Annotated in this window: 7 protein-coding genes, 5 tRNA genes, 3 rRNA genes and 1 riboswitch; of the genes, 13 read left to right on the top strand and 2 right to left on the bottom strand. The window is 45.7% G+C overall.

Features of this window, described 5'->3' with window-relative positions; all coding sequences use genetic code 11:
• Positions 1-215 precede the first annotated feature (215 nt).
• Both fabR and Q7657_RS08010 read left to right on the top strand, forming a co-directional pair.
• Positions 216-848 (top strand): HTH-type transcriptional repressor FabR, encoded by a 633-nt coding sequence (gene fabR / locus Q7657_RS08015; RefSeq protein ID WP_008985935.1) that lies wholly within the window; start codon positions 216-218, stop codon positions 846-848.
• Positions 849-875: 27 nt separating this feature from the next.
• Entirely contained in the window at positions 876-1,256 is a 381-nt protein-coding gene (locus Q7657_RS08010; protein ID WP_107167136.1) for a YijD family membrane protein, read from the top strand.
• A 74-nt stretch (positions 1,257-1,330) separates the two neighbouring features.
• Here the strand turns inward: Q7657_RS08010 and trmA are convergent, their stop codons facing one another.
• Entirely contained in the window at positions 1,331-2,437 is a 1,107-nt protein-coding gene (gene trmA, locus Q7657_RS08005; protein ID WP_045064506.1) for a tRNA (uridine(54)-C5)-methyltransferase TrmA, read from the bottom strand.
• Positions 2,438-2,585: 148 nt separating this feature from the next.
• Positions 2,586-2,820: riboswitch (cobalamin riboswitch) on the top strand.
• 32 nt (positions 2,821-2,852) lie between these two features.
• Between trmA and btuB the strand changes: the two genes are divergently transcribed.
• The 3 genes from btuB to murI are packed head-to-tail and all read left to right on the top strand — an operon-like array spanning position 2,853 to position 6,296.
• A complete protein-coding gene (gene btuB, locus Q7657_RS08000) occupies positions 2,853-4,712 on the top strand; it encodes a TonB-dependent vitamin B12 receptor (RefSeq protein ID WP_107167137.1) in 1,860 nt (619 codons plus the stop codon).
• 51 nt (positions 4,713-4,763) lie between these two features.
• Positions 4,764-5,447 carry a Dph6-related ATP pyrophosphatase gene (locus Q7657_RS07995; protein ID WP_107167141.1) on the top strand — a complete coding sequence of 228 codons (684 nt, stop codon included), beginning with the start codon at positions 4,764-4,766 and terminating at the stop codon, positions 5,445-5,447.
• A 39-nt stretch (positions 5,448-5,486) separates the two neighbouring features.
• Complete coding sequence (gene murI / locus Q7657_RS07990; RefSeq protein ID WP_107167138.1) at positions 5,487-6,296, top strand: glutamate racemase; 810 nt, start codon at positions 5,487-5,489, stop codon at positions 6,294-6,296.
• Here murI and Q7657_RS07985 read toward each other — a convergent pair.
• Complete coding sequence (locus Q7657_RS07985) at positions 6,265-6,723, bottom strand: RNA recognition motif domain-containing protein (RefSeq protein WP_107167139.1); 459 nt, start codon at positions 6,721-6,723, stop codon at positions 6,265-6,267. The two genes, murI and Q7657_RS07985, sit on opposite strands and share 32 nt — an antisense overlap.
• A gap of 606 nt (positions 6,724-7,329) precedes the next feature.
• On the opposite strand from Q7657_RS07985, the gene Q7657_RS07980 reads away from it, so the two are divergent.
• The 8 genes from Q7657_RS07980 (at position 7,330) to rrf (ending at position 12,805) form a co-directional block, all read left to right on the top strand.
• Positions 7,330-8,878: ribosomal RNA gene (locus Q7657_RS07980) — 16S ribosomal RNA — on the top strand.
• Between the two features lie 99 nt (positions 8,879-8,977).
• Positions 8,978-9,053 (top strand) — tRNA-Glu (locus Q7657_RS07975).
• Between the two features lie 2 nt (positions 9,054-9,055).
• Positions 9,056-9,131, top strand: a tRNA-Lys gene (locus tag Q7657_RS07970).
• 29 nt (positions 9,132-9,160) lie between these two features.
• Positions 9,161-9,236, top strand: a tRNA-Val gene (locus Q7657_RS07965).
• 22 nt (positions 9,237-9,258) lie between these two features.
• Positions 9,259-9,334: transfer RNA gene (locus tag Q7657_RS07960), tRNA-Ala, on the top strand.
• 2 nt (positions 9,335-9,336) lie between these two features.
• A tRNA-Glu gene (locus Q7657_RS07955) sits at positions 9,337-9,412 on the top strand.
• Between the two features lie 302 nt (positions 9,413-9,714).
• Positions 9,715-12,604, top strand: a 23S ribosomal RNA gene (locus Q7657_RS07950).
• Positions 12,605-12,689: 85 nt separating this feature from the next.
• Positions 12,690-12,805: ribosomal RNA gene (gene rrf, locus Q7657_RS07945) — 5S ribosomal RNA — on the top strand.
• The 16S, 23S and 5S rRNA genes sit together here with 5 tRNA genes alongside, the layout of an rRNA operon.
• Positions 12,806-13,008 lie beyond the last annotated feature (203 nt).

Genomic DNA, 13,008 nt, shown 5'->3' with positions numbered 1-13,008 from the left:
GAGCTAGTGAGGGATCACGCTCTATTGCTTGTTGAACGTTATCAATGCCCGTGTTGGTACCCAGTTTTATCGTGATAGATTGTGAAGTCGATGATTAAATGATGTTAATCTAGCTTTGCGTGATGGGCTATGAGTCAGTACTATATGGCTTTTCTAACGCTGTTTATCTTTATGCAGCGTATGATGGTAAGAAAATAACAGAGAATCAGATGTCCATGGGGATCAGGGCTCAACAGAAAGAAAAAACTCGTCGTTCACTGATTGATGCTGCGTTTAGTCAGCTTAGTGCCGATAGAAGTTTTTCTAATTTAAGTTTACGAGAAGTGGCTCGTGAAGCTGGGATTGCCCCTACGTCGTTTTATCGTCATTTTAAAGACATGGATGAGTTAGGCTTAACAATGGTGGATGAAGGTGGTTTGATCCTTCGCCAGTTAATGCGACAAGCTCGCCAGCGTATTGCAACAGAAGGTAGTGTGATCCGTACCTCTGTTGAGACGTTTATGGAGTTTATCGAAAGTAGCCCTAACGTCTTTCGTCTACTATTACGTGAACGTTCCGGGACATCGACAGCATTTCGCGCCGCAGTGGCTCGTGAAATACAACATTTTGTCGCTGAACTAACCGAGTATCTTGAGGCCAAAACTGGGGTAACGCATGAAGAAGCGTATACCCAAGCAGAGGCATCAGTAACACTCGTCTTTAGCTCAGGGGCAGAAGCGTTAGATCTCGATAGTCATGCTCGTGCTGAGCATGCTGAAAGATTGATCATGCAATTAAGAATGATTGCAAAGGGTGCTTATTGGTACCGAAAAGAGCGTGAGCGTCGTGAGCTCAGGCAAAAACTATAACCTTATTTCGATTTTGTGGTGAAGGATATGGACAAGCAACAAGTTAAATCAGAGCGTAAAACTTTAGTTCTATCATTACTTGCTGGTGTGTGCGGTTACGCAACATGGTCAGTACTAACATCAAGCAGCGTGGCGTTTTCTATCTTCCCAGTGCTTGCTTTTGTGTTAGCCGTTTACTGTTTATACCAAGAATATTTACGTAAGCCGATGACGGAAGGCACGCCTGCGATTGCGACTGCGTGTTTCTTTGTGGGTGCATTTGGTTACTCTGCTTTCTTACGTGCAGCAATGCCGGAGATGGGCTCTAACTTCCTACCATTGATGATTGCGTTAGCATTACTATTTTGGGTTAGCTACAAAATGGGCATCATGGATAAAAAAGCGAAGCCAGAAGTAGAAGCAAAATAATCTTCAGTACGATAAAAAGTATGTAAGAAAAAAGGCGCATTCAGCGCCTTTTTTTATTCTCTGCAATAAGCGACTTATTTACGCTCTAGCAATACACCCGCTTCCATATGGTGGGTATATGGGAACTGATCAAACAGGGCAAAACGTGTAATACGGTGTGTTTCACCAAGAATATCTAAGTTTTCTTTTAGTGTTTCAGGGTTACACGAGATGTACATGATGCGATCATAACCTTGCACCATACGGCATGTGCCTTCATCCATGCCAGATCGCGGTGGATCAACAAAGATCGTGTTGCAATTGTAGCTCTGAAGATCCACATTTTGATCTTTCAAACGGCGAAATTCACGCTTGCCTTCCATTGCATCAGTAAAATCTTCCGCTGACATACGAATGATTTGCACGTTATCAATATTGTTCACAGCAATGTTGTATTGCGCAGAATCAACCGATGGCTTTGCAAGTTCGGTAGCTAGAACGCGTTCGAAGTTTTGTGCAAGAGCGAGAGAGAAGTTACCGTTACCACAGTAAAGCTCTAATAGATCGCCTTCACTGTCTTGAGTACAGTCTACTGCCCATTCAAGCATCTTCTGCGCTACTTCACCGTTAGGTTGGGTAAAGCTGTTCTCTACTTGCTTGTAAGTTAATGTGCGATCGTTAACTTTTAACTGTTCAATCACGTAGTCTTGATCAAGTACGATTTTCATCTTACGTGCACGACCAATGATGTTTAGCTTAAAGCCTTCATCGTTTAAGCGTTGCTTTAATTGCTTCGCTTCTGCTGTCCATTCATCATCTAGCTGACGGTGGTAAAGCATAGATACTAAGATCTCACCGCTGAGGGTAGATAGGAAATCAACTTGGAAAAGCTTGTGACGTAGTGCTTTGATAGGTTTGATCGCATCTACCAACATTGGCATTAAGTCATTGATCAAACGGCTTGCTGCAGGGAATTGATCAACACGGTATTTTTCACGTGTTTCTTGGTTGAACATGATGTAGAAAAGATCTTCACCTTCATGCCAAACACGGAATTCTGCACGCATACGGTAATGCTCTGCAGGGGAGGCAAACACCTCGAGTTCAGGAGTATCAAAATCAGCGAAAATGTTTTGAATACGCTCTGCCTTTTCATCCAACTGTTGCTGGTAATCAGCGGTGTTAAGGATGGTAGATGTCATAGTGTATGCCTCGACTGCTCAAAATAAGAGCGCAGATTTTATTGTATTGCCCCGTGATGTCCAGTGTTACGCCAAGAAAAAGTCTTTATCGCGTAATTTATTTATAACTAATAGCAAAGAAAGCTAGACATAAAACGCTTACATCTCTAGCATTTACGCTGCGCTGGTTAACCAGGATGGTACGGGAATACGGTGAAAATCCGTAACTGACGCGCAGCGGTAATAGAGAACGAACGCACATGGATGTCCTCCAAACACTGTTTTAACTGCATGATCAATATAGGATGTTGATCCAAGTGTAGTTGAGATGGGAAGTTGATGCCTAGGCGACCTTATCGGTCATGCTCTTAAGTCCGAATACCAACCAGCGGTAAAGCACTTTTGCTTTGTTATAAACGCGACTTAGGATTCTAAAATGAAAAAAACACTTTTGGCACTGGCGGTGACGTCGGTGTATTTCCCATCCTTTTCTTCCATTGCAGCAGACGATAAAACCCAAGCTGATGATGTCATGGTCGTTACGGCTAACCGTTTTGAGCAGCCTATTACTTCCGTTCTAGCCCCTTTTAATGTCGTTACCCGTCAAGACATTGATAAAGTACAAGCGAAAACACTGACCGAAGTGATCAGCTTATTACCGGGTGTGCAAGTGACTCAAAATGGTGGTCGAGGACAACTGGCCAGCATCATGGTACGTGGTACTAATTCTGATCAAGTATTGGTACTGGTCGATGGTATTCGTATGGCACGCGCGGCAAAAGGAGCGGTGGATTTTAACCAAATTCCACTGACACAAGTCGAGCGTATTGAATTTACCCGTGGTGCACGTGCCGCACTTTATGGCTCAGAAGCTATTGGTGGTGTGATCAATATTATTACGCTGGCTGACGTAGATACCCCTTCAAAAGCCAAACTGAATGTGGGCATTGGTAGTCATAATTACCAAGAAGCAAGTGCATCAGGGGCATATAAAGTCGGTGATAATGGCTTACTGCAAGTAGCAGCCGGCTATGAAGATGATGAAGGCTATAACGTTAAACCACAACCAGGTATCAATGATGGCGATAAGCATGGTTTTGGTAGCCGTAATGCGATGATTGCTTATCATCAGCGCTTTAGCGACACCTTGAAAGGTTTTGTCGCAACACGTTGGTATAAAAACCAATATCAATACGATAGCTCATACGTTGATTTCTACACTGGTGAGCCAGTACACCAATACATGCAATCTGAACCTGAGCTATTTGATTACAGCGCAGGATTGGATCTTGATTTAGGTCGATACCAATCAAAGATTATTGCCGATTACCAGCATCAAACGAATTACGATTACAACAAAGCAGCGACAACGACACCGGTTGTAGCAAGTCAAGATGAGAAATTCACGCAGCGTAATCTACAGTGGAATAACCATTTTACCGTTAACGATAATCTACAGTTAGTGGGTGGGGTTGATTGGCGCAAAGAGTCTTGGAAAGACAAGTTATCGACGGATGCATTTAGCCGTAATAATACAGGTGTCTACGGTATTGGTTTAGTGAACGTTAACGACTTTTCACTAGAATCAAGCTTGCGTTTAGATGATAACCAGCAATACGGTTCACAGTTTACTTATAATGTGGCTGGTGGTTGGTACATCACGGATGAAGTACAATTACGTACCTCATATGGCACTGCATTTAAAGCACCTAACTTATACCAGCTATATTCGCCTTCTTATGGTACTGACACGTTAATCCCTGAAAAATCAAAGAATGCTGAAATTGCCGTTGAAGCGAATTACAGTCTGATTGATTTAGCCGTAACGGGTTACCATATGGAAATTGATAACCTGATTGGCTTTAATAACACGTCTTGGAAGTACTATAACGAACCAGGAAAGAGCAAGATCAAAGGTATTGAGGTGGAAGCCGACTTTGATACCGGCTTTTTATCGCATCAGCTAAACTTTGACTTTAAAGATCCGCGTAATAGTAAAGGTGAACGTTTAGATCGCCGTGAGAAGTTCTCATTTAAGTGGGTTGGAACAGCAAGCTTTGGCGATCTTGATAGTGCGCTGACTTACCAATACCACGGTAAACGACCTGATCAATATGGTCCAACAGGTGAATTGCCTGCTTACGACACATGGGATCTTGCGCTGACTTACTGGTTACAGCCGAAGTTAGCACTCAAAGGTCGTGTTGCGAACTTACTGAATGAGCAGTATGAGACGGCGGGTGGTTATGAAATGCCGGGACGTACTTACTATACGAGCATCAATTACCAATTTTAATCTGTGAATATTTAAGACAAAGGCCGCTTCAATAGCGGTCTTTTTACTATGATGAAAAAAATAAATGTAATTATCAGTTGGTCGTCAGGTAAAGATGCTGCATTAACCTTATGGCGCTTACTCAATGATCCTCACTATAACGTCGTCGGGCTTTATACAACGTACGTCGGTGAGGAAGTGCCTTTTCAGGCCACTCCGATTGACGTGTTAAAAGAGCAAGCCAGGCTTATTGGCTTACCTTTGATCCTAATTGAGCTACCACAAGTGTTTCCTTCCAATGAGGTATATCAACAAACAGTGATCAATGGATTAAAAGCCAGTGGATTAAATATTCAGGCTGTCGCCTTTGGGGATATGTTCTGTAACGGTATTGCGGATTATCGAAAACAATATATAGAGCCAGAAGGGTGGCAATGTGTATTCCCGCTAATGGGAGAATCTAGCCATAAGTTAGCAACAGAGATGATCACAATTGGTATTAAAACCAAACTTGTGACAGTTGATACTAGCCAGTGTGGGGCTCAGTATTGTGGTCGATGGTTTGATCAAGAGTTACTTGAAGAATTGCCTGCTGATATTGATCCGTGTGGCGAGAATGGCGAGTTTCATTCCTTAGTGATGAATGCTCCTTATTTTCAAGCACCACTTGAGGTTGAATGGCAGGGAATAGATAAAACCGAACGATTTTATTATCAGCGCTATCAGTTAAGTGACAGGACAGTTTGCTCTGACTAGAGTTAGCAGTATCATGATAGGGAGTAATGTTCATTAGGTATGGTACGTGTGAAAAAGATTGTTATTTTTGATTCTGGTGTAGGTGGTTTATCTGTTTATAAAGAAATCTACGATCTTTTACCGCAAGTACAATATATCTACGCATTTGATAATGCCGCATTTCCGTATGGCGAGTTACCTGATGATGTTTTAATTGAGCGAACCAACTATATTGTCTCAACGTTAGTAGAGCAGTATCAGGCAGATTTAGTGGTGATTGCCTGTAATACAGCAAGTACCATTGTTCTTCCAACCTTACGCCAACATCTTGCCATCCCTGTTGTTGGTGTGGTTCCTGCCATAAAACCAGCCGCCAAGTTAAGCCAAACTAAAGTGATTGGTTTGTTGGCGACACCAGCTACTGTTAAACGCAGCTATACACAGCAGTTAATCTCCCAATTTGCTAGCGATTGTGAAGTGAAAATGATTGGCTCTACACGTTTGGTGGAAATGGCTGAGCAAAAACTACGTGGTGAAGCAATCTCACTGGACGAGTTAAGTGACATATTAGCGCCATGGCAGCAGCAAGTAGACAGTATCATTCTAGGCTGTACTCATTTCCCACTTATCAAAGATGAGATACAAGCTGTTTTAAATAATGATGTCTATATTGTTGACTCAGGCAAGGCTATTGCCAACCGTGTAGCTTCATTACTAGAGCTTACGGATGAAGATGTGAAGTGCAGAAATACACAGATTGAGAACGCTACATACAGCAGCGCCGCTACACAAAGTGTAACGGCGCTAAATAAGAGTTTAAAAGCAATGCACCTTGGTACTATTCAGTCTCTACAGTATCCGTATTTTTAGGTTCATTAGCTTCACGTACTTTCAGTGTACGTTGGCCATACTCTTTATTGTTTAATTGCTCGATTGCGCCGTCAGCATCTGCGCTATTCATTACCACAAAGCCAAACCCTCTACGTTTACCTGTACGCTTATCTTTCATTAGGCGTACAGCGAAAACATCACCGTGTTCAGCAAATAAGTTTTTAACGTCTGTCTCATTAGCACGATAAGGAAGGTTGCCGACATAAAGTGTTTTGCTGCTTTGAGAAGTTTCTGTTTCTGTTATTGAAGGTGTTTTAGCGTTTTGCATAAAGTTAAGTGCTAATCCAGTCAGTACAGCACCTAAAGCAAAGCTAATAGAGGATGGGATATGAATAAAGCTAAAGATTAAGGCACCGATAATAGCAATTGCTACAGCGGTTATTATGGTTTGGTTATTTGATTTCATATTTAATTAAGCTACATCGTCAAATGGAAGGAGAATGCGTTATTGTTTCTTTTAACATCGAACTCACAATGATATTACTTTCATTGAGTTGTAATTACTAGCGGGTGAACAACCAGTGGAGCAAATGTTGTAATTACAAGCATATCAATCACATTAGATGAAATAACAATCAAATACATTCTTTTTTTAAAAAAACACTTGTCAGAGTGATCGAAGTCTCTATAATGCCGCTCCATCGAAACGGGACACGAACAAACAACTGATCGAGTTCAAAGTTTTCAAGATGGCAATTTCGCCTCGTGATTAAATCTTTGGGATAGCCAAAGGTAGTCAAGAATAAGTTTTAAAGTTAAAAATTATTCTTGACTATAGTTAAAGGTTGAGTAGAATACGCAGCCCTAACCAACACGAAGTGTTGAGTAGTCATCGTTCTTTAACAATTTGACCATGCAATCTGTGTGGGCACTCGTTGAATGATTAGTCAAAAAGATTTATCAATGATACTAGTGACCAATTTGATACTTCGGTATCAGCACAGTCAATTCATTCATCATTTATGATGAATTAACAGTATTCATTGAGCCGGTCGAAAGACCACAAAAACTTTAATTGAAGAGTTTGATCATGGCTCAGATTGAACGCTGGCGGCAGGCCTAACACATGCAAGTCGAGCGGCAGCGACTTAACTGAACCTTCGGGGAACGTTAAGGGCGGCGAGCGGCGGACGGGTGAGTAATGCCTGGGAATATGCCCTGATGTGGGGGATAACTATTGGAAACGATAGCTAATACCGCATAATCTCTTCGGAGCAAAGAGGGGGACCTTCGGGCCTCTCGCGTCAGGATTAGCCCAGGTGGGATTAGCTTGTTGGTGAGGTAATGGCTCACCAAGGCAACGATCCCTAGCTGGTCTGAGAGGATGATCAGCCACACTGGAACTGAGACACGGTCCAGACTCCTACGGGAGGCAGCAGTGGGGAATATTGCACAATGGGGGAAACCCTGATGCAGCCATGCCGCGTGTATGAAGAAGGCCTTCGGGTTGTAAAGTACTTTCAGTAGGGAGGAAGGCAGTGTCGTTAATAGCGGCATTGTTTGACGTTACCTACAGAAGAAGCACCGGCTAACTCCGTGCCAGCAGCCGCGGTAATACGGAGGGTGCGAGCGTTAATCGGAATTACTGGGCGTAAAGCGCATGCAGGCGGTCTGTTAAGCAAGATGTGAAAGCCCGGGGCTCAACCTCGGAACAGCATTTTGAACTGGCAGACTAGAGTCTTGTAGAGGGGGGGTAGAATTTCAGGTGTAGCGGTGAAATGCGTAGAGATCTGAAGGAATACCGGTGGCGAAGGCGGCCCCCTGGACAAAGACTGACGCTCAGATGCGAAAGCGTGGGGAGCAAACAGGATTAGATACCCTGGTAGTCCACGCCGTAAACGATGTCTACTTGGAGGTTGTGGCCTTGAGCCGTGGCTTTCGGAGCTAACGCGTTAAGTAGACCGCCTGGGGAGTACGGTCGCAAGATTAAAACTCAAATGAATTGACGGGGGCCCGCACAAGCGGTGGAGCATGTGGTTTAATTCGATGCAACGCGAAGAACCTTACCTACTCTTGACATCCAGAGAACTTTCCAGAGATGGATTGGTGCCTTCGGGAACTCTGAGACAGGTGCTGCATGGCTGTCGTCAGCTCGTGTTGTGAAATGTTGGGTTAAGTCCCGCAACGAGCGCAACCCTTATCCTTGTTTGCCAGCACTTCGGGGGAACTCCAGGGAGACTGCCGGTGATAAACCGGAGGAAGGTGGGGACGACGTCAAGTCATCATGGCCCTTACGAGTAGGGCTACACACGTGCTACAATGGCGTATACAGAGGGCTGCCAACTTGCGAGTGAGCGAATCCCATAAAGTACGTCGTAGTCCGGATTGGAGTCTGCAACTCGACTCCATGAAGTCGGAATCGCTAGTAATCGTGAATCAGAATGTCACGGTGAATACGTTCCCGGGCCTTGTACACACCGCCCGTCACACCATGGGAGTGGGCTGCACCAGAAGTAGATAGCTTAACCTTCGGGAGGGCGTTTACCACGGTGTGGTTCATGACTGGGGTGAAGTCGTAACAAGGTAGCCCTAGGGGAACCTGGGGCTGGATCACCTCCTTACCTAAAGACTTACTGTTGAATGCAGTGTCCACACAGATTGCTTGGTTAAAATGTAAGAGAGCCACTTATTGTTGCCCAACAACAGTAAGTATGAACATTGTCCCGTTCGTCTAGAGGCCTAGGACACCGCCCTTTCACGGCGGTAACAGGGGTTCGACTCCCCTACGGGACGCCAATGGGTCGTTAGCTCAGTTGGTAGAGCAGTTGACTTTTAATCAATTGGTCGCAGGTTCGAATCCTGCACGACCCACCATCTTCTCCTCGAAGATGTAAAACATCGGAGGGCGATTAGCTCAGTTGGGAGAGCACCTCCCTTACAAGGAGGGGGTCACTGGTTCGAGCCCGGTATCGCCCACCACTTCTTATTGAAGTAAAACATTGGGGTTATAGCTCAGCTGGGAGAGCGCCTGCCTTGCACGCAGGAGGTCTGCGGTTCGATCCCGCATAGCTCCACCAATGTCCCGTTCGTCTAGAGGCCTAGGACACCGCCCTTTCACGGCGGTAACAGGGGTTCGACTCCCCTACGGGACGCCACTCTTTAAACGCATTCACTTGAGTGTTTTTAAAAAGTGGTTATCTAATGATAAACACAATGCTCTTTAACAATCTGGAAAGCTGACTAGTAAATTCAATCAATAGATTGATTTATAGTTTTCATCGAAAGATGAAAACGAGTTCTCAAAACAATACACATTCAAGTGTCTTGTATCGAGTCCGGCGAAAAACCAACGTCTCGCTCTTTTTGATCGAAGAGGAGAGACATAAACCTTGGTTGTTTGACCAACTTATTTCACTTTTTAAGTGAAGACTAAGAGTGAAACCTCTTGGGGTTGTATGGTTAAGTGACTAAGCGTACACGGTGGATGCCTTGGCAGTCAGAGGCGATGAAGGACGTATTAACTTGCGATAAGCCCAGATGAGGTAGTAAAAACCGGTGACTCTGGGATTTCCGAATGGGGAAACCCACTTACATAAGTAAGTATCGTGTTGTGAATACATAGCAACACGAGGCGAACCGGGGGAACTGAAACATCTAAGTACCCCGAGGAAGAGAAATCAACCGAGATTCCGGTAGTAGCGGCGAGCGAAACCGGATTAGCCCTTAAGCTAGTTTGATGTTAGGTGAAAGTTCTGGAAAGTTCTGCGATACAGGGTGATAGCCCCGTAACCGACAACATCTTATCAGTGAAAACGAGTAGGACGGGACACGTGTTATCTTGTCTGAATATGGGGGGACCATCCTCCAAGGCTAAATACTCCTGACTGACCGATAGTGAACCAGTACCGTGAGGGAAAGGCGAAAAGAACCCCTGTGAGGGGAGTGAAATAGAACCTGGAAACCGTGTACGTACAAGCAGTAGGAGCCCACTTGTTGGGTGACTGCGTACCTTTTGTATAATGGGTCAGCGACTTAATTTTAGTAGCAAGGTTAACCGTTTAGGGGAGCCGTAGGGAAACCGAGTCTTAACTGGGCGAATGAGTTGCTAGGATTAGACCCGAAACCGAGTGATCTAGCCATGGGCAGGTTGAAGGTGAGGTAACACTTACTGGAGGACCGAACCGACTAATGTTGAAAAATTAGCGGATGACTTGTGGCTAGGGGTGAAAGGCCAATCAAACTCGGAGATAGCTGGTTCTCCCCGAAAGCTATTTAGGTAGCGCCTCGGACGAATACTACTGGGGGTAGAGCACTGTTAAGGCTAGGGGGTCATCCCGACTTACCAACCCTTTGCAAACTCCGAATACCAGTAAGTACTATCCGGGAGACACACGGCGGGTGCTAACGTCCGTCGTGAAGAGGGAAACAACCCAGACCGCCAGCTAAGGTCCCAAAGTTATAGCTAAGTGGGAAACGATGTGGGAAGGCTCAGACAGCCAGGATGTTGGCTTAGAAGCAGCCATCATTTAAAGAAAGCGTAATAGCTCACTGGTCGAGTCGGCCTGCGCGGAAGATTTAACGGGGCTAAGCTATACACCGAAGCTGCGGCAATGAAGTTTACTTCCATTGGGTAGGGGAGCGTTCTGTAAGCCGTTGAAGGTGAGTTGTAAAGCTCGCTGGAGGTATCAGAAGTGCGAATGCTGACATGAGTAACGATAAAGGGAGTGAAAAACTCCCTCGCCGGAAGATCAAGGGTTCCTGTCCAACGTTAATCGGGGCAGGGTAAGTCGACCCCTAAGGCGAGGCCGAAAGGCGTAGTCGATGGGAAACGGGTTAATATTCCCGTACTTCTTATAATTGCGATGGAGGGACGGAGAAGGCTAGGTGAGCCTGGCGACGGTTGTCCAGGTCCAAGTATGTAGGCTGATGGTTTAGGCAAATCCGGACCATCTTAAGGCTGAGATACGATGTCGAGTCACTACGGTGATGAAGTCATTGATGCCATGCTTCCGGGAAAAGCTTCTAAGCTTCAGATTATAAGGAATCGTACCCCAAACCGACACAGGTGATCAGGTAGAGAATACCAAGGCGCTTGAGAGAACTCGGGTGAAGGAACTAGGCAAAATGGTACCGTAACTTCGGGAGAAGGTACGCTCCTAGCGGTGATGAGACTTGCTCTCTAAGCTGCCGGGAGTCGCAGATACCAGGTGGCTGCAACTGTTTATTAAAAACACAGCACTGTGCAAAATCGAAAGATGACGTATACGGTGTGACGCCTGCCCGGTGCCGGAAGGTTAATTGATGGGGTTAGCCGGTAACGCGAAGCTCTTGATCGAAGCCCCGGTAAACGGCGGCCGTAACTATAACGGTCCTAAGGTAGCGAAATTCCTTGTCGGGTAAGTTCCGACCTGCACGAATGGCGTAATGATGGCCACGCTGTCTCCACCCGAGACTCAGTGAAATTGAAATCGCAGTGAAGATGCTGCGTCCCCGCGGCTAGACGGAAAGACCCCGTGAACCTTTACTATAGCTTGGCACTGAACATTGACCCTACATGTGTAGGATAGGTGGGAGACTGTGAAATAATCGCGCTAGCGGTTATGGAGTCGTCCTTGAAATACCACCCTTGTATGCTTGATGTTCTAACGTCGACCCCTTATCGGGGTTACGGACAGTGCCTGGTGGGTAGTTTGACTGGGGCGGTCTCCTCCCAAAGAGTAACGGAGGAGCACGAAGGTGGGCTAATCACGGTCGGACATCGTGAGGTTAGTGCAATGGCATAAGCCCGCTTGACTGCGAGACTGGTCGAGCAGGTGCGAAAGCAGGTCATAGTGATCCGGTGGTTCTGAATGGAAGGGCCATCGCTCAACGGATAAAAGGTACTCCGGGGATAACAGGCTGATACCGCCCAAGAGTTCATATCGACGGCGGTGTTTGGCACCTCGATGTCGGCTCATCACATCCTGGGGCTGAAGTCGGTCCCAAGGGTATGGCTGTTCGCCATTTAAAGTGGTACGCGAGCTGGGTTTAGAACGTCGTGAGACAGTTCGGTCCCTATCTGCCGTGGGCGTTGGATGATTGAGAGGGGCTGCTCCTAGTACGAGAGGACCGGAGTGGACGAACCGCTGGTGTTCGGGTTGTGTCGCCAGACGCATTGCCCGGTAGCTAAGTTCGGAATCGATAACCGCTGAAAGCATCTAAGCGGGAAGCGAGCCTCAAGATGAGTCATCCCTAGACCTTTAAGGTCTCTAAAGGGTTGTTGAAGACTACAACGTTGATAGGTCGGGTGTGTAAGTGCTGTGAGGCATTGAGCTAACCGATACTAATTGCCCGTGAGGCTTAACCATACAACACCCAAGGGGTTTTATACGGACTCCAAGAACACTTGAACGTGTGTTTGAGAATCAGCTTTTCAAGATTGTACCGAATTTGCTTGGCGACCATAGCATTATGGACCCACCTGATCCCATGCCGAACTCAGTAGTGAAACGTAATAGCGCCGATGGTAGTGTGGGGCCTCCCCATGTGAGAGTAGGACATCGCCAGGCTTCAAATTAGAAAGCCCGTTCATCAGAACGGGCTTTTATTTCGCTCTCACTGATTGGAATGTGAGCGAGGTCAAAGAAGGTTTTCACTTTTTAACCAACCAATTAAAAAGATGAGAATTTTGTCTTGACTGAATATCAGAAAAGCGTAATATACGCCACCTGACTTGCTGAAGCGGAATTTGCTAAGGCATTGAAAGTCAACG

Origin of the sequence: Candidatus Photobacterium acropomis (assembly GCF_030685555.1) — a bacterium.
GTDB classification, from domain to species: Bacteria; Pseudomonadota; Gammaproteobacteria; order Enterobacterales; family Vibrionaceae; genus Photobacterium; species Photobacterium lucens.
This window is presented reverse-complemented; position numbering and strand designations above follow the sequence as displayed.